General features: G+C 52.0%; 12 protein-coding genes and 1 pseudogene. 11 read left to right on the top strand and 2 right to left on the bottom strand.

The annotated features are described in order from the left end of the window. Positions 1–325: 325 nt before the first annotated feature. The 5 genes and pseudogenes from AC2TF6_RS15250 (at position 326) to AC2TF6_RS15230 (ending at position 6,645) form a co-directional block, all read left to right on the top strand. Positions 326–1,678, top strand: coding sequence for a DJ-1/PfpI family protein (locus AC2TF6_RS15250; protein WP_491307466.1), 1,353 nt, complete (start codon positions 326–328; stop codon positions 1,676–1,678). A 362-nt stretch (positions 1,679–2,040) separates the two neighbouring features. Then, a pseudogene (locus tag AC2TF6_RS15245) lies at positions 2,041–3,063 on the top strand (ISL3 family transposase); the annotation flags it as partial. A 197-nt stretch (positions 3,064–3,260) separates the two neighbouring features. After that, a complete protein-coding gene (locus AC2TF6_RS15240) occupies positions 3,261–4,751 on the top strand; it encodes an NAD(P)/FAD-dependent oxidoreductase (RefSeq protein WP_491307465.1) in 1,491 nt (496 codons plus the stop codon). A 46-nt stretch (positions 4,752–4,797) separates the two neighbouring features. After that, complete coding sequence (locus tag AC2TF6_RS15235) at positions 4,798–5,394, top strand: TetR/AcrR family transcriptional regulator (protein ID WP_491307464.1); 597 nt, start codon at positions 4,798–4,800, stop codon at positions 5,392–5,394. A gap of 303 nt (positions 5,395–5,697) precedes the next feature. Continuing rightward, positions 5,698–6,645 carry a chitosanase gene (locus tag AC2TF6_RS15230; protein ID WP_491307463.1) on the top strand — a complete coding sequence of 316 codons (948 nt, stop codon included), beginning with the start codon at positions 5,698–5,700 and terminating at the stop codon, positions 6,643–6,645. A 206-nt stretch (positions 6,646–6,851) separates the two neighbouring features. On the opposite strand, the gene AC2TF6_RS15225 is transcribed toward AC2TF6_RS15230, so the two are convergent. Further along, positions 6,852–7,712, bottom strand: a complete 861-nt coding sequence (locus AC2TF6_RS15225) for an EamA family transporter (protein WP_491307462.1) — start codon at positions 7,710–7,712, stop codon at positions 6,852–6,854. Positions 7,713–8,037: 325 nt separating this feature from the next. Between AC2TF6_RS15225 and AC2TF6_RS15220 the strand changes: the two genes are divergently transcribed. Continuing rightward, positions 8,038–8,808: a DeoR/GlpR family DNA-binding transcription regulator gene (locus tag AC2TF6_RS15220; protein ID WP_491307461.1), complete on the top strand. Its 771-nt coding sequence runs from the start codon at positions 8,038–8,040 to the stop codon at positions 8,806–8,808. Positions 8,809–8,893: 85 nt separating this feature from the next. On the opposite strand, the gene AC2TF6_RS15215 is transcribed toward AC2TF6_RS15220, so the two are convergent. Next, positions 8,894–10,168, bottom strand: coding sequence for an MFS transporter (locus tag AC2TF6_RS15215; protein ID WP_491307460.1), 1,275 nt, complete (start codon positions 10,166–10,168; stop codon positions 8,894–8,896). A 197-nt stretch (positions 10,169–10,365) separates the two neighbouring features. Between AC2TF6_RS15215 and AC2TF6_RS15210 the strand changes: the two genes are divergently transcribed. The 5 genes from AC2TF6_RS15210 (at position 10,366) to AC2TF6_RS15190 (ending at position 18,617) form a co-directional block, all read left to right on the top strand. Beyond that, positions 10,366–11,265, top strand: coding sequence for a winged helix-turn-helix domain-containing protein (locus tag AC2TF6_RS15210; protein ID WP_491307459.1), 900 nt, complete (start codon positions 10,366–10,368; stop codon positions 11,263–11,265). 352 nt (positions 11,266–11,617) lie between these two features. Beyond that, the gene (locus AC2TF6_RS15205; RefSeq protein WP_491307458.1) at positions 11,618–13,435 is read left to right on the top strand and encodes an APC family permease; all 1,818 of its coding nucleotides are present in this window, start codon (positions 11,618–11,620) and stop codon (positions 13,433–13,435) included. Positions 13,436–13,700: 265 nt separating this feature from the next. Further along, positions 13,701–14,318 (top strand): biliverdin-producing heme oxygenase, encoded by a 618-nt coding sequence (locus AC2TF6_RS15200; RefSeq protein WP_491307457.1) that lies wholly within the window; start codon positions 13,701–13,703, stop codon positions 14,316–14,318. Between the two features lie 15 nt (positions 14,319–14,333). Continuing rightward, positions 14,334–16,889: a diguanylate cyclase domain-containing protein gene (locus AC2TF6_RS15195; RefSeq protein WP_491307456.1), complete on the top strand. Its 2,556-nt coding sequence runs from the start codon at positions 14,334–14,336 to the stop codon at positions 16,887–16,889. 450 nt (positions 16,890–17,339) lie between these two features. Beyond that, a complete protein-coding gene (locus AC2TF6_RS15190) occupies positions 17,340–18,617 on the top strand; it encodes an Nramp family divalent metal transporter (protein ID WP_369996317.1) in 1,278 nt (425 codons plus the stop codon). The last annotated feature ends 12 nt before the right edge of the window (positions 18,618–18,629 follow it).

Genomic DNA, 18,629 nt, shown 5'->3' with positions numbered 1-18,629 from the left:
TTGCGGCAATATCAGTCGATGATGAGGAACAGGTACATAAAGGCTTTTGTCCATCCGCAAATACGTGTTCCACCATCAGGTACATCGCCCCCAATTCATGAGAACGTGCATATGGGAAATTTGTAGAAATTTCGTTGATGTTTCGCCCTTTTCAGAAAAATTATAGCCCTATCGAGTCTTGCAAAAAAAGTAGAACAGTCTTAGGTCCAGCATCCGTTCCAACATTGGTCGAGCTCCTCTAACCGACCATAGATCGATGATAAATTCATCTTGGTTTGTTATATTTTGTTTGGTAAAGAAGCCGGAGCTAAAGGAGAAATGACAAGTGAAAGTTGTATTACGCATCACGATTTATCTCATCGTTTTTGTCGTTGTCGTGGGAGGGGCAGGAGCGATCGGATTCATCAACACAATGAATAACGGAATGTCGATTTACGATAAAGCCGTCCCCGCATTAACGAATGTGCAGGTACCGAAACATGATGCCGGCAAACCGACAGTGGCTGTGCTACTGGCGAACGAAGTGACGGAAGTGTTCGACTTTCTCGTCCCGTACGAGATGTTTGCGATGACAGAGGCTTACAATGTATATGGCGTTGCCCCTGACCGCGAAATTAAATCCCTAACCGGGGGACTCGATGTTGTCCCACATTATTCATTTGATGAAATGGACGCGATGCTAGGCAAAAGTCCGGACATTATCGTCATTCCGTTTATGCCGATTTTGGATGATAATAAATATGTACCTGTCCGAGAATGGATTCGAAAGCACTCGGACGTTAATACGACACTGCTCTCTATTTGCAACGGAGCAGAAAATCTGGCGGATACTGGCTTGCTGAACGGCAAATCAGCCGCGACGCACTGGGGAGACATTAACCGGCTTATCAAAAAATATCCAGACATTCAGTGGGTGAAAGATCAGCGCTACGTTCCGCAAGGTAATATCGTATCTTCTGCCGGTCTGACATCAGGGATCGACGCAACGCTATATGTCATCTCTCAGCAGTTGGGCGATGCGGTTGCGAGAAAAGTAGCGGAAAATATGAATTATCCTTCTTACGATTACGTGACAAATCCGAAAATGAAGCCATTCAATGCCGGGTTGAGTGATATAACGTACGTACTGAATAATGCTTATCAATGGAACAAAGTCAAAGCGGGCGTGCTTCTCTATAACGGCGCAGATGAGCTGGATTTGTCAGCCGCATTTGACACGTATGCCGCTTCCGGTACGACAACCACACTAACGGTTTCCAGCAAGAATGAAGCCATCGTAACGAAACACGGCCTGAACCTGGTCGCGCGTTATCAAACAAAAGACGTGCCGAAGCTCGAGAAAATGATTGTCGTCGGTGCCGATGCCGAATCTGAAGCTGCCGAGGATATCAAGCAGTGGAATAACAGCGGCAATAGTGCGAAGCTGATGTTCTTGCATCGTGATATGTCGGGCCGGTTTGCAATGGACCCTGCATTCGAGGATTTGGCAAAACAGGAGGATATCCAGACAGCGAAATTTGCCGCTAAGCGGCTTGAATATCGTGCCACCGACCACCTGAAGCTGGAGGGCCACCCTTTCTCCTTTGAAGCGTTTGGCATACCGATTTTGCTCGGTATCCTGTCTTTGCTTGTCGCTCGGTTCATCGATAGGCGTCTTATCGGCAGGAAAAAAGGATAGCTCGCGCATCGAGTGAAACGGTTCATCCGACAAAGGGCAGCCGGGGCAGGAGGCTGGTTGAAAGTCAGCGTTTCGTACATCTCAACCAGATGGTTCGGTCTAAGCTATATGGGGTCAGTTGGAGCAACTGGGTTTCTTATGAGGGGAATCCGATTTCGGCGGGTGGGGAGTAAGTGAAAAAAGAAAATAAAGCTTTAGACTGAAAGTGCTGATCGAATGCGGATTTTGGAATAGAGAGACTATAAGTGGCTGATTCAACTAATGGGAAACAATAGTTCAATACAACAGCGGTTAGTCTAGGACTTTATTTTGTCGTCCATGACTGCCGCTGCTTCAATTATTGGGGTCAACTAACTTCTCATTGCCCTCTTTGTGGGTGCGTAGCGAACCTCTACAAGCACAGCAACAGAGAGCAGCTTTGCATGGATTTACCGATTCACGGAAAGCGTGTAGGGCTTCTAAATTAAGCGTCAGCGGTATAAATGCCGTGAGTGTAATCAAACCTTTTGGGAGCGATTAGACCATACCATAGACGAAAAGAGAAGCTGTACTAAGCGTCTCCTGTCTTATGTTGAAAAGCAAAGTCTTAAACGAACATTTGTCAGCATTTCCGATGACGTTGGGATGAACGAAAAGACGGTCCGGAATATCTTTCGTGACTACATCAACCGTCTGGAAAAAACGGTTAGCTTTGAAACTCCTAACTGGCTCGGTATCGATGAAATCCACATTATCAAGCCAAGATGCGTCATAACCAACATCGAGGAAAGAACACTTGTCGACCTTCTACCGAATCGTAATAAGGATACGGTCATAACTTATCTTTCTAGACTTCCTAACAAGGCACGAATATAGTACGTCACAATGGATATGTGGCGGCCTTATAAGGACGCTGTGAATACTGTACTGCCCAAAGCAACTGTCATCGTCGATAAGTTCCACATTGTACGTATGGCGAACCAAGCGTTAGAAACCATCCGTAAACAGCTTAGGGAGGGATTATCCCCGAAGGAGCGACGCGGACTAATGCATGACCGTTTTATCCTTTTGAAACGCCACAAAGAGCTAACCGAGATGGAGAAGGTCACACTTGAACTGTGGACGAAGAATCTTCCCTCTCTCGGCATTGCCTACGAATTGAAAGAATCGTTAACCGTTTGGGTAGAGGCTATTCATTCGAAGCCCTACGAGCCAAAATACTCTTTACAGAGGGGCTTGCAAAGCAACGTAAGCCTAAGTATCAGCGGCGAATCGATAACTACGAACGGGAAGAAAACTTCCCGATGTTTAAAATGCCACCCGTTATACGTGAGCCAGAAGAAATAACCCTGCTAGGTATCGATCTTTCCACCTTGATTGAGAAATTGGAGAAGGGCGAATTATAAGCCCTTTTCCACCACATATTCCGAATACCCTTTTTATTTCACGGTCCGGCCTGCTGGGAAAGTCTATTGACAAATGGAAAAAACTTGCTTATTCTGAAATTGACTGAATTAGTCAATCATAAATTATAGAGTAGTACGACCGATCTTTTTTTGCAAAGTAGTTGACTAAACTGATCAATCAAAATAAAGGAGCGAAAATGATGAACACGTATGAGACCGGGAATCGCGAGAAAAGAAAAGCGCTTGTAATCGGCGGGAGCATAGGAGGATTGTTAACCGCAAGAGTGCTCGCGGATTTTTATGATGAGGTGCTTGTGATCGACAAAGACGAATTTCCCGGGGAACCCGCCGACCGTTCCGGGACGCCGCAAGGCTACCATCCTCATCGTTTTACGACGCGCGGGAAGACGATTGTCGAGCGTTTTTTCCCCGGCTACGAGGAGGATCTGCTTCAACTGGGCGCGCTGTCTTCACTGAACAAAACCGTGACGAACACGAACGAGTACGGAACGATCAGCGGCCCTTACCAGCGCAATGACCTCAAGTTCAGCAGAGCTCTCCTGGAGTGGGTGATCCGCGAGCGGGTGAAACGCATTCCCCAGGTGTCTTTCCTGCCCGGTCATGAGGCGGTTCAGCTCATGAGCACCCCGGACCGGAAGAAGGTGACGGGCGCGGTTATACGGGGAAGGAGCAGCGGCGGAGAAGAGAAGCCCTGTCAGGCGGCTCTCGTTGTCGATACGGGCGGACGGCTGTCCAAGCTGACCAAGTGGCTGGAATTTATGGGGCTGGAAGTGCCCTCATCCGATTATTTGAACGTAGAGCTCGGTTACAGTACCCGCAGGTACCGGGTGCCGGCCGCTAAGGATCATCTGGTCAAGGAGTGGGATATGATTAATATCGCCGGACAGCCGGCTAAAGGGTCGTTTACGGGTGTTTTGTCCTTCATCGAAAATAACGTGGCGGAAATGCTGCTGTACCGCCCGGGAGGACAGTACCCGCCAACGAAAGAAGACGAATACGAAAAGGCAACCGCGGATCTCCCCGACTCGGTCATCGCGGAAATTCTCGGAGAGCTGGAACCGGCCGCGTCTCCGAGAGGATTCCGCGTGCCGCAGCTGTACCGCCGGCATTTCGAGCAGATGACGGACTGGCCCGAGGGGCTGCTTGTGCTCGGCGACGCCTACTGCATCTACGATCCGATCTTCGGGCAGGGGATGACGGTGGCGGCCATCGAAGCGGAGACCCTTGAAGCCTGTCTGCGGAAGCAGAGTCTGGCGCCGGTGCCTTCTCCCGCGTTCGAACGCAACGTGCTGCGCCGTCTCCAGGATGTGATTGAGCCAGCCTGGTGGTTAAACTGCGCGGCCGACCTCCGCTGGGAAGGCGTGACGTATTCGGGTGCCGCGTCCCTGAAAGGAATCGAGTTCGGGCGGAGATACATGAATCTGGTGCTGAAATACGCGACCGGGGAAAAGAATATGAAACTTTTCGGGCTGTACTGGGCCGTCAATACGCTTGCCCTGCCGCCGGGTCATCTGTTCCATCCGGACATGGTGCGGGAGGTGCTGTCTTCCTCCGAGGAAGGCAGAAGGCTGCTTGACGAGCTTCTTCCGGAGGGCTCCGGTTCCCTGGCCGCCGTGCTGGAAGAGATCGTCCCGGCGTTTTCCGAAACGGCTTACGAAACGGTCTGAAAGGATGATATAATTTGGGCATCAGCACGTGAAGTGGAGGATTACAGTGGCACCATTAAACGATCAACAGTTAAATCAGATACGGGATGAACGCAGAATACAAATTATGGGGGCAGCGCTTCGCGTTTTTGCGAGAAGGGGAATCATCGGCACGAAAATGAGCATGATCGCCGCGGAGGCCGGAATCAGTCACGGTCTGCTCTACCATTACTTTACTTCGAAAGAAGAGTTGTTTACTACGCTTGTCCAAGGAGCAATGGAAGCCTCGAAAGAAGCCATGAAGGAAGTTTACCTGCTTCCGGGCACGCCGCTTGATAAAATCAGGAGATTATCCGAAGAGATGCTGGATAAGAGCGGTGCGCCTTATTATTTGCTCATTCACCAGGCTAGGACCTCGGAGGGAGTACCGGATAAGGTAAATCAGCTCATGCGGGATTACTCCTTGGATACGTACGTGGAGCAGCTGCTGCCGCTGTTCCGGGAAGGGCAGGAACGGGGCGAGCTGGATGCCGGCGATACGGAGGAAATGATCGCGTCTTACGTTTCCGTATTGTCGGGACTTATGGTGGTGACGGCCGACGGGAACGATGATTACCGGGTTCCCCCGGTGGATCGTCTGCTAAGGATGATAACGAAGCGGTAAGAGCGTCACTGACGCAGCTGCGCCCGATCAGGCAAGGCGAATTTCTTGCAATGCCGCTTAAGCTGCGGCTGACTGCCGGAGGCGGCGCGTTTTATAAAGGGCTCTCGTCCGGGAAACCGGCGGGAGCTTTTTGCGGGGGCTGGGCTGCTTATGATTAAGCGGTCAAGAAATAATTTACAAATTCTTCAAACAGGCAAAAGAGGAATAGGGCGCCGGACGGCCGAATAGGTTCAGAGTAAGGAGGCCTTCCTTTTTTAAAAGTTAAAGCGCTTTAACTCATTAGGATTCCAAGGAGGAATTAACTTGCAAACGAAACAATCGGTATCCGTACGTAAACGGGTGAAATCATGTATGAATGCTGCTTTAAGTGTCGGTTTGGCGGGCACACTTCTGCTTACGTCCGTCTTGTTGCCCGGGAACGCTCTTGCGAACTCGAATCCGGCACAAGGAGAAGCATACGCAGCGCCGGCGAGCTCCCACGACTCGAACTTTTCTCCGTCCACCCTTCAATTTTTAAAATCGAAGACCGGTCTGGACGGAGAGCAGTGGGACAACATTATGAAACTGGTGAACAAAGCCGAACAAGACTCGCTGAAATGGACCGAGTACTACGGGTACTGCGAAGACATCGACGATGACCGCGGTTATACGATCGGTATTTTCGGGGCGACGACAGGGGGTCCCAACGATACGGGCCCGGACGGACCGGCGCTGTTCAAGGAATATGATGCCGTAAAAGGAGCTTCAAACCCATCCGTGGAAGGCGGCCTTGCCCGGATCGGAGCTCACGGCTCCATGAAAGGATCGATCCTGAAAATTACCGACAGCGAGAAGGTTTTCTGCGGCAAAATCAAAGGTCTGGAGGACGATCCGGCCTGGAGGGAAGCCATGTGGCACACGTTCTATAACGTGTATATCAAATACAGCGTCGAGCAGGCGCGCAATCGCGGATTTAATTCGGCTCTGACGATCGGATCTTTTGTGGATACGGCTTTGAATCAAGGGGCCGAGGGAGACTCGGGAAGTCTGGCGGGCATTCTGGCCAAATCCGGCAGCAGCACGAACGAGAAAACATTCATGACGAACTTCTATGCCAAACGTACGCTGGTAGTGGACACGAACGAATACAACCAGCCTCCCAACGGCAAAAACCGGGTAAAGCAGTGGAGTTCGCTTCTTAACACGGGAGAAACGGATTTAAAAGATGCGGATGCGGCGGTTAAGAAAGTAACGAACTGGATCATGAAGTAAACGCAAAAAAGCGGCGCATGCAGCCGAGCCTGGAGACAAGGTTCCTTCCGGAACCGGGTCTCCGGGCTTTTTTTACGGGCCAAGCGCCTTGAATTCAACCAAGGTGGCTTCTCACAAGCCGTGCAGGAGTTTTCGGGAACGTGTATGCTGCGCACTTACGGAGGCTGGCGAACAGCTGCCGAAGCGTCAACAGACGCCGGTTCTGTTCAGCCGAAAAATCCGATCAGCATGATCCCGGCGGTTATTACCAGGGAGCTTAGGATCCGCAGCGTGCCCTGTTTTTCCTTCAGGACGAAAATACCGAGCAGGGTGGCGAACACGGTTCCGATTTCGCGGACGGGCGACACATGTGCGACCGGCGCATAGGCGAGCGCGAGCAAAAACAGCAGGTAGGAGCCGGTATTTAAGACGGCGCCGAGCACAATCCGCTTCCCGTTGAGCTTCCATTCGGAAGAGAGCTGCCGGGACGACAGGACCGCGGGAGTTAATCCGGCGGCGAAGCCGATATTGGTTACCTCGAGCAGGGTAAGCGCGGAAACGTGCTGCAAGTTGATTTTATCTACAAGTACGTAGGAAGTCGTACATAGACCGACTCCCAAGGCCATCAGCACGGGAGCCGGCGAGAATCCTTCTCCGTGTGAGACGGATCTGCGCGTCAGCAGACCGCTGAGCATAACGAAGCCGATAATCATGCAGAGAAGTCCGATCCAGCCGGGAACGGACAGAGTTTCACCGAGAAAAGCGACGCCGAATGCCGGAATGAGCAGGGTGTTGGTACCCCTCATGATCGGATATACTTGGGACAAATCTCCCATCTGATATGTACGGGATAGCAGGAGTCCGTAGACGGCCTGGAGCCCGGCAGAGGCCAGAAGCAGGAACCAGGCCCCGCTATCGAGCGATGCGGACCCTATTTCCTGGATGAACGGGGGAAAAAGGGCAACGGCGGCGATCATGGCGATGCACCACAAAAAAACGCTCTTGTTGCGGCTGCTTTTGGCGAACAGGCTCCAGATTGAATGAGTGAGGCCCGAAAGTACGACGAGTAAAAAGGCAAGCAGGATCATGGAATCATCTCCGTAGCTGTCATCCGCCCGGCGAATTAGGTTTGGCGTTCTTTTTTGCCGGGCGACGTTGTTGTAAAATGTGGTATTATGATGTTTTGTGTGGTTTTGAATGTAATTGTATTCTTATATCATCGAGGTGTCAATGTGAAAAACAAACGATACAACAGCCTGGGTTCTTCCAGTCGAATGTGCCGTAAACATGGATAATCACTTATAAATCCGACGCGATGCGGAAAGTTGACAGAAGAGAGACCAGCTTTTACACTGTAGAAAAACAACATCATTCAACATGTGAAATGGAAATGGTTGTTACCGGAGGCCGCTTATGTCCTTAACTTATGAAGACAGAAGGAGCACGATCTTAAAGCAATTGGACATGGAAGGAAAAGTACAGGTTCACCTGCTTTCCGCAGAATTTAACGTCTCGACGGAAACGGTCCGCAGGGATTTGGATCGTCTGGAGAAAGAAGGCAAGCTGCGCAAAGTTTACGGCGGTGCCGTTAAAGTCAGGTCCGACCGGGTTGAGCCGCCGTTTCTTAAGCGCGCACAGATGATGCAGCGGGAGAAAGTTTCCATCGGCAAACTTGCGGCTTCGCTGATCGGCGAGGGAGAGACCGTCATTCTGGATAACGGGACGACGACGATCGAAATTTTGCGTCATCTCCAGAACCGTCCCGACGTGACGCTGATCACGCATTCCGTGCCGATATTAACGGCTGCGATGGATACGTTTGCGGGCAAAATCATTTTTGCCGGAGGCGAAATCAATCGGCATTATCAGGCCGCAACCGGCGCTTTGACGGATCAGCTGCTCGATCAGTTTAAGGTGAACAAAGCTTTTATCTCGGTCGGAGGGATATCGCTGGTCGACGGCATTACCGATTATCATCTGGACGAAGCCGTTCTGTCTCGGAAAATTATGCAGCGGGCGGAGGAGTCCATTCTCGTGGCGGACCACACCAAATTCGGCGTGACGACCTTTGCCCGTGTGTCCAAGCTGGAGGAAGTTTCGATGGTGATTACGGATTCGGGGTGTCCGCGGGACTGGATCGACAGTGTGGAGGCGCTCGGAATCGAAATGCGGATAAGTTCATAAGAAGCGGCACGAACGTAATTCGGATCGGATAACGGTGCCAATGGGAAAAGACAGGAGCGAATAAGCTCCTGTCTATTTGGGTCGTTCAGGCGGTCCCCTCCGCCGCTTGCTCCGCTCTTTTCCTCGCCAGAGGGGGAAGAACGAGCAGGTAATACAAGCCTAGAGCCAATTCGGCCGCTCCCACGACATAGAAAATGGATTCGACGGACATGTGCGCCGGAAAGGCGTAGGCGATCCATGCCTGCATAGCCGTGAATGTAAGCATCATAATCGGCTGAATAAGCGCTTGAACCCGGCCCATCATACGGGCTTCGGTCACCTGGGCAAGCCAGCCGAAGAACGCGACGTTGCACAGCGGGATAGACAAAGCGTAGAGCAGATACAGCGCCATGAACGTCACTGTATTCGACGCCAGCGCCTGCAGGAGATGGGTAACGGCGCCCAGGAAGAAGCTGGCGATGATCATGCCGTACAGCGGGATTTTTTTGGCCAGCCGGACGGAAACGATACTGCCGATCAGCATGCCGGCACCGAGCACGGCAGTCATCCCGATCTGCAGCGATTCGTAAGTATCCGGGGCCAGCTTGTACTTGAGGCTGAACAGGTACATGACGCTGCCGCCTCCGTTTGCCAGTCCGAGAATAAGGATGCCGGCCAGTAGCGAAAGCACGATGGAGTGACGCCGGACGTAAAGGAGCCCGCTGGCGAAGTCTTGGCCCACTTGTTTGATTTTCAGCTGCCGCCAGGACGCGGGCCCGTTAGGCTGCCGCACTTCCTGGGGAATATTGCAGCGCATGATAAGCAGGGCGGAAATCACAAAGCTGACCATGTCGATCGCGACCGATCCGAGGATTCCGGAGTACCAGTAGCTCACCGCCCCCAGGCTGGTGCCAAGCAGAACGAAGGCGCTCATCAGCATCTGATTCATCCCCATTGCCGCAGGCATTTGCGCCGGATCAAGGACGCCCCGCACCAAGGCCGCATTCGCCGGATGAAACATTTTGCTGACGGCGCTTCGGATAAACAGAACGGCGAAAACGAGAGGCATCCACCCCCACGCTATAGCGCCTAACAGCAGCAGGCTCAGCGCGGCATTGACGGCATCGCAGCTTACCGCGATTTTTTGCCGGTCGAAACGGTCCGCGGCAACGCCGGTCAAGAAGAAGAGAAACAAGGTGGGGAGGGAGTACATCATTTCCGTCAGGGTCGCGTAGGCCGGCTGCGTGCTGAATTTATCCAGCATGTAAAAAGCAAATGCCGTCAGCCCGGTAACCGAGCCGATCTGCGACAGAAGCTGCGCTCCGAAAAGATAGGCATAATTGCGGTTTTTGAACAGACCGAGCAGAGTATCCGTTTGCATAATTCAGGCTCCTCTTTTTTCCAGTATGAGTGATGGTTATAAAATAGCATATATAGTTCAATGAAACAAGAACTAAATTATTGGTCTGTAAAATTAGAACATAATTTAAAATACTGTAATCCGAAACCGTTGGGATAAGTTTGCCGGATATGGTAATCTAGTCGTATCGAAGTTTGTGAAAGGGGTTTGAAGAGAAAATGACCTACGAGATCGAAACCGCGTTCTCACCGGTTCACGAATGTCTGCTCAGTTTCCTTTTATATAAACGAAGACAGAACATCAAATATTTGTACGTCGGACCTTCCTGGCACCAGCAGATTCAGGATATAATGGAACCTTCTTATCTGGATAAGCTGGACTCGCTGGACGATCTTACGTTCGTCGATCTGCTCTCGGTGCTGGTAGATCAGTGCCCGGACGCAACTTCTATGGAGATCTTCCTGGAATGGGTAAGCACGCTTTCGGCGGGAGAGCTCTACGAACGGCTCGCTTCCTATATGGCGGACGGAAAGAACCCCGTCTGGCTCCATTTGGGGGAGCAAAGAGATTTGTTCACGGAGCTGCTCTCGGTCTGGCAGGAGAAGTATATGGACCGGTGGACGGGCATGGATGCTCTAAGAGAAGGAGCGCGGGAGGTAGAAGAGGCGGTGCGCACAGGCAAGAAGGCGGAGGATATCGTGGATACTTTCGTGACCGGAATGCGGATCGAACTGACCGCGATCCGGAAAGTTCACCTGATCCCGGCGTATCATTTCCGGCCTCTGCATACGTTTGCCGTCCTCAAAGACAAAATCAATATTTTGTACCCGCATGATATAGAGAAACCCGATATCTTTACTGTTTCCGCTGCCGCCAAAGCTTTGTCCGACGAGAAAAGGCTGGAGATTCTGAAGCTTTTATCCGTTCAAAGAAGATCGTTCACAGACATCTCGAAAGAGATCGGCGGGGCAAAAGGCAACGTTCACCACCATCTCATGACCCTTCGGATGGCGGGGCTTGTCAGTGTCCATCTAACCGACGATGCCACTTTCCTGGCCTTACGGCCGGGCTTGTCGGAGAGATTGAAGCATCAACTGGACCATGTTTTAAAGGGTTGATCCGGCATACCGCCAAAAAACTCGTAAATCGATCAGATAATGAGCCGAAGACGGGGTTGCTCGAAGAAAAGCTTTTTTTTCCATGCAAAACGATCCGATTTGCCAGATTTTACGCCTCTTTCTTCCGCCGTCGCCGCCTTGGGGTGGCTATACTTAATTTTGCTCAACCGCTTCATAAGCTGCGTACCCGATGCCGCCGGAATCTCACGTTCCCGCGGTTTTTTGGTCCCGAATTTTTTTGTTTTTAATTGGATATCCCGGCGTTAAAAATAAAATAATAACCTGAAAAGCGGGACATACGCTGTGAAGCAAAGGCGTTCAGGGCAGAAGAAAATGGAGAGGAAGTATCGCCATGGTCGGTAAATTTAAAAGATTGCTAATCGGACGCCCTATGAAAAGCGCGGAAATCGAAGGAGAGAAACTTAACAAGCTCAAGGCGCTTGCCGTCCTGTCTTCCGATGCGCTGTCTTCCGTCGCATACGGGACCGAGCAAATCCTCATCGTCCTGATGGCCGCAGGTTTTACGGCACTCTGGTATTCGGTTCCCATTTCACTGGGCGTACTCGGTCTGCTGCTTATTCTCATCTTGTCCTACCGGCAAACCATTTTTGCCTATCCTACCGGGGGCGGCGCCTATATCGTCGCAAAAAATAATCTCGGCGTTCATACCGGCCTGCTGGCCGGCGGCTCGCTGCTCGTGGACTACATCCTCACGGTAGCCGTGAGTTCTTCCGCGGGAACGGACGCCATTACGTCGGCGTTTCCGTCCCTGCACGATCACCGGGTGCTGATCGCGCTGACGATGATCCTCTTTCTGACGATCATGAACTTGAGAGGCATAACGGAATCCGCATCGGTGCTCGCTCTTCCGGTTTATTTGTTCGTCGTTTCGATCTTTGTGCTGATTATTTCCGGCGTGGTCAAATATTTCACCGGCGGCGTTCATGCCGCCGTACCGGAGATGAGTACGACCGTATCGAACATCAGCCTGTTCCTGATCTTGAAAGCATTCAGTTCGGGCTGCTCGGCGCTGACCGGAGTCGAAGCGGTCTCGAACGCCATTCCGAACTTCAAAAAACCGGCCGAACGCAACGCGGCGGCGACACTGGTCATGATGGGCACGATTCTCGGTGCCATGTTCATCGGGATCAGCCTTCTCGCGTACTGGTACGGCATTGCCCCCAGCGAGAAGGAGACCGTCGTTTCGCAAATCGCGAACGCCACCTTCGGCCGCGGATTTATTTATTACTTCATTCAGGGCGTTACGGCGCTGATCTTGTTTTTGGCCGCCAATACGGCGTATTCGGCTTTTCCGCTGCTTGCCTTTATGCTGGCCAAGGACAAATTCATGCCCCGGATGTTTATGGTCCGCGGGGACCGTCTCGGATTTTCGAACGGGATTATCAATCTGGGCGTCTTGTCCGCGCTGCTCGTTATCGTATTCAACGGGGATACCGAAAACTTGATCCCTCTGTACGCCTTGGGGGTGTTTATCCCCTTCACGCTTTCCCAGCTCGGGATGATGGTCCGCTGGATCAAACTGAAGCCGTCCGGCTGGCTCGGGCGCTTTATCGTCAACACGATCGGCATGTTAACGACGTTAACGATTTCCCTGATCTTTGTTTTCACGAAGTTCAGCCAGATCTGGATGGTGTTCTTCTTCCTGCCGCTTGTCATCTTTATTTTTATCCAGACCCAACGGCATTACGAAAATACGGCCGACCAGCTCCGCATCGACCTTGCCCGCGACAAACCGCTGATCAAAGGCAACACGATTGTCGTCCCGATCGCCGGAATCACTCAAGTCGTGAAACAATCGCTCGGTTACGCCAAATCCGTTACGGACAACGTGGTGGCCGTCTATGTCGGTTTTAACGATGAGGATATCGAGCGCATGGAGAAGAAGTGGGAGGAGTGGGACCCCGGCGTGCGGCTGATCGTACTTCGTTCGAGCTACCGCAGCATTATCCGGCCGCTCATCAAGTTTGTCGATACGGTGGAGTGGAAAACGGCGGAAACCGACCATATCACGGTGCTGATCCCGCAGTTTATCACCAAACACTGGTGGCAGCATATCCTGCACAATCAGACCAGCCTGCTGCTTAGAGCCTACCTGTTTAACCGCAAAGATGTGGTCATCGCGACGGTTCCTTATCACTTGAACAAGTGAAAAATAACTCGAAAAATCCGCGGAGCACGCGGATTTTTTTATTTCCAGGGAAAGTATACGATGTTTTCCCGGTCAGATCCCGCGCCGCTGCTCCAGGGATGGGAACCGGCTCTTTCATACAACTGATTCGCTGGAAAATGAAGATGGGAACTATCCCATATTTTGCGGGAAAGCGCCGGACTTCTTTAGAGCGCTGTACCGGCTTGGATGCTTTTATCCCGAGCTTTTGCTATCATTATAAAAAAAAGGATAAGGGGAAATCGTAATGACAACTACTATCGTCAGCCGGTTAAGAGAAGAAACGGCGCCCTTTCACGACCAGATCGAACAGAACGCGTATGCGAAAGCGATTATGGACAAATCTCTAACGATCGAAACTTACAAGACTTATCTCGAGAAATTTTATGGCTTTATTCTGCCGTCGGAAAAAGCGCTTAGCGCGCTGCCTGAATGGGAGAAGCTCGGTTTCGATATCGAATCGCGTCTGAAAACGCCCCTACTCGAAAACGATTTGGAGCAGCTTGGCCTGACGAAGCGGCACATCGAAGAACTGCCTCAGTGCGGCAATCTTCCGGATGTCTCCACACTGCCCCGCGCCCTCGGCTATTTGTACGTGCTGGAAGGCTCCACGCTTGGCGGGCAATTGATTACAAAGCAATTGAAGGCGATTCTTTCGATAGATCCGGAAGTGAACGGACGTTATTTCAACAGCTATGGAGCGGAGCTCCGGACCAAGTGGAGCGAATTCCGCGAGTTTCTTTTGGAGAATGTGAAGGAAGAAGAGCAGGAACAGGTCCTTGCCGCGGCCAAAGAAACCTTTATCCTCCTGGATCAATGGCTGAAGGAAGCCCACGGGAGTCAAGCGGCTGTAATTTTAAAATAAGGGGCGGATGCCTTTATGACGGATAGAAGCAAAGCGAAAGATCCGGAGGTTCTGAACCGGACTCTTTTAACGGAAGGGAATTTTGCCTCCCTGAATGAAGAGATTGACCTGACCAATTGTGACAAGGAGCCTATTCATATTCCCGGCCTTATTCAGCCGCACGGTGTCCTTCTTGCCGTTACCAACACGACGGAGCAGCCTTTAATCGTCCAATGCAGCCGGAATGTCGATCTCTTGTTGGGCCGGACTACGGAGGAGCTTCTGGGACGGCCGCTGGAGGAGGTTGTGGGAAAGGCGCAGCTTGCCGCTTTGCAGCAAGAACTCGGAAGCCGGACGTTCGATCCTTCCAGGCTTCATTATATGAATATCAGCATTGAAGTCGGGGGCGAAACCGTCTCCTTTTACGGGATTATGCATGAAAGCGAAGATCTGCTTATTCTTGAACTCGAACCTGCGTCCGATAAGGAAGAGACGAACGATCAGGATTACGAATGGATCCAAACGTTCTTCTGCAAAATGAAGCGGGCGGGCAACCGGGTGGAAGCCAGCCAGATGGCGGCGGAACAGATCAAGGAGATGCTGGGCTACGACCGGGTGATGGTGTACGAATTCGACGAGGAATGGAACGGCAAGGTGATCGCGGAAGCGAAAGAAGAGGGGCTGGAACCGTTTTTGGGCCATCACTATCCCGCATCCGACATCCCCAAGCAGGCCCGGGAGCTGTATTTGAGAAACTGGTTGAGGATGATCGTCGATGTGTATTACAAGCCGGTCGAAATTGTTCCCACGCTTCATCCCGCTACAGGCAGACCGCTCAATCTCAGCTTATCCGTGCTGCGGAGCGTATCCCCTCTGCATATCGAATATTTGCAGAACATGGGAGTGGGAGCGACGACAACGATCTCGCTTATTCATGACAACAAGCTGTGGGGTCTGGTTACCTGCCACCACTATTCACCGAAATATATCACGCATAGGGTCCGCAATCTGTGCAACTTCCTGGGTTTCTTCTTCTCCAGTGAACTCTATCAAAGACAGCAGCTTGACGACTATCAGACCGAAATCGAACTGAAGACGATGGCGAACCGGATTTCCAATATTTTTATCGGAAATACCAGCGCGAATCGCGTCATAGAGCAGCTTAAACTGGAGGAAAAATCGCTTCTCCGGGTGATGAACGCCTCCGGTGTCGCAGTCAGCTACAAGGATAAGCTGGCCTTATTCGGCGTCACCCCGGAAAAAGAGCAAATCCGGGAACTGGCGTTCTGGATGTCCAGACAAGCCGAAGATTACGAATATCATACATCGAGGCTCAGTCAGGAGCATCCGCCTGCGGCCGCATACAAGAAAACCGCCTCCGGGGCGCTTTATTTGGCCCTGTCGCCGGACGGCAAAGATTATGTGATCTGGTTCCGGCCCGAAGTCGTGCAAGTCGTCAACTGGGCGGGGGACCCTTCCAAAGCCGTGCTTAGGGAGAACGACGGTGTCCGGCTATCGCCGCGCAAATCGTTCGAGAAATGGAGACAGGTGGTCGAGTCGTCGTCTCTGCCATGGAAAATCCAGGAGCTGCGGCAGTTGTCCGATCTGAAATCCATCGTGCTCAAGCAGACGGAAAACCAGATGAGGCAGGCGGAGGAACAGGCTCAGCAAAATTCCCGCATTCTTAAGGAAAACGAGAAAAGGTATTTGCAGCTTATGGAGCTTTCACCCGTCGCCTTCTTCACGATCACGGACAAACGTGTCGTTTACTGCAACGAACAGGGGGCGGAGCTTTTTCAAGCCGCGAACCCGGAAGACCTGATCGGCAAATCGGTGGCGGAATTCGTCCATCCCGATTTTCTTCCGGTTCTGCAGCAGAAAATGGCGGAGCTGGACACCTCGGCGCTTTCGTTGTTTTCGATGAGCGGCAGATACGTAACCGTCACGGGAGGGGAGCTGCAGCTTGAGATTACGATGGCGAGCGTCATTTACGGCGGCAAGCCTTCCTTGTTTGCCATCGCGCGGCGCAGAGAGGAAGGGGAGAAAGAGGTGTTCTCGGAAGTCAGCAACCAGTTGCAGACGTTAATTAACACGGACTCCCTGACCGAAATGCCCAACCGCCGCTTCTTCGACGAGAATCTGGAGGAGGAGTGGAAGCGCGCCGCAGGCGCGGGAACGCCGGTTTCCCTGATTCTGATGGACATCGACCATTTCAAAGCCTACAACGCCTTGTACGGCTATCAGGGAGGAGACACCTGCCTGCAGTGGATGTCGGACGTCCTCGTTGCGATCGGCAAGCCGAACGAAGCGATAATCGCCCGGTACAGCGGAGGGACGTTCGTCCTCCGGCTGGAAGCTGCGATTGAGAAGGCCGTCGATTTGGCGGAACAGATCCGGCTCGGCGTCCTCTCCATGAAAATCCCGCAGACGCATAGCGACAGCGGTGATTACCTCACCGTCAGTCTGGGTGTGGCATCGGCTTATCCGGAGCCGGGGAGCGGTCCGGAAAATCTCGTCTATGCGGCGGAACGTGCGCTGCAGAAAGCGAAAAACGAAGGCAGAAACCGGGTATCGGTTATCTCGCCTGTATAAGTGCGCGCAGAAAGACCCTGCAAAGGCTTAAAGCTTTGCAGGGTCTTTTGGCTCCGATCAGGGTCTTTCACGTGTAATTGGCTTTTGAGGCGAGATCTTCATTAGCCGAAAGGCGGTACCCGTACACCGTTCCTTGCGGCCCGGTGGTTGTGCAGGTGCCCCCTTTCGTGTAGGTGCCGATCCAGAGCACACCTTCCGAGAACATTGCATAGGATGCCTGATGTGAAAGGGTATATTTTTTTCTCTCTAAAGAAAAGGTTAAAGACGTTCAGGAAACGGCGCCCAGACGTAATAATTACATACAATAGTTCAGAGAATAGGTGAAAGCCGGGTCTCCTAGATATGTTTGACGGTTTACAAGAGGAAGAGAAGGGACTATAATCGAGTTAATATTTTGCGTGCGAGAAACATTTATGCACGTAGGTAACTTTTAGGCAAGAGGTGAGTACCATGGCTGAACAGGACATCACGAAATATAAACGAACACCTCTTACCGCGGAATCCGTTTTGAGCGGGGACGTGAAGGGACTTAAACGATTGCTTCCTTTTCTGGGCCCGGCTTTTATCGCAGCGGTCGCTTATCTGGACCCCGGAAATTTTGCAACCAATATTACGGCGGGTTCTAAATACGGCTATATGCTGCTCTGGGTAATTGCCGTCTCGAATCTGATGGCGGTTCTTATTCAGGCTTTATCGGCGAAACTCGGCATTGCGACAGGCATGAATCTGCCGGAAGTCGCGCGCGAGCGGTTTCCGAAGCCGGTCTCGATCTTCTTGTGGATTCAAAGTGAGCTGGTCATCATCGCGACGGATCTGGCCGAATTCATAGGTGCGGCCTTGGGCCTGTATCTGTTGTTCGGCATTCCGATGCTGCCAGCCGCGCTGATTACGGCGGTAGGTTCCTTCGCCATCCTTGAACTGCAGCGGCGGGGGTACAGATCCCTGGAGGCCGGAATAGCCGGCATGATCTTGATTGTCGTCTGCTCCTTTGCGCTTCAGGTGATCAACGCGCAGCCGGATGCGGGGGCGGTCGCCGCGGGTATTTTCACTCCGAAATTCCAGGGGGTCGACAGCATTTTGCTCGCGGCGGGTATGCTGGGGGCAACCGTTATGCCGCATGCCATTTATTTGCACTCGTCTTTGACTCAGAAACGGATTGTCGGCAAGAACGAGCAGGAGAAAAAACGGATTTTCAAACTTGAATTTATCGATATCGTTCTGGCGATGGTGATCGCGGGCGCGGTGAACATGGCGATGGTCATTATATCCGCCGCCTTGTTTTTCAAAAACGGACTCGGTGTGGAGGAGCTGGACGAAGCGTTCCACAAGTTTTACGAGCTGGCCGGTCCGGTATCCGCCGTATCGTTCGGTCTGGCCCTCTTGATCGCGGGTCTTTCCAGCGCATCCGTCGGAACGTTAGCCGGGGACGTGGTCATGCAGGGCTTTATCAACAAGCGGATTAATTTATATCTGCGCCGCGCCATTACGACCATTCCTCCGCTGGTTATTATCATTATGGGAATCGACGCGACCAGAGCGCTTATTATGAGCCAAGTTGTGTTATCATTCGGCATCGCCTTCGCGTTGGTGCCCCTTCTGTTGTTTACGAGCAACCGCTCGATTATGGGAGGCCTCGTCAATCAGCGATGGACGACGGTTCTCGGTTGGATCATCGCCGCAATCGTTATTTTACTAAATTTATTTCTGTTGGTTACCACGTTCATTTAACCGGCACCAGCC

This window comes from Paenibacillus sp. JNUCC 35, from assembly GCF_058269095.1.
This window is presented reverse-complemented; position numbering and strand designations above follow the sequence as displayed.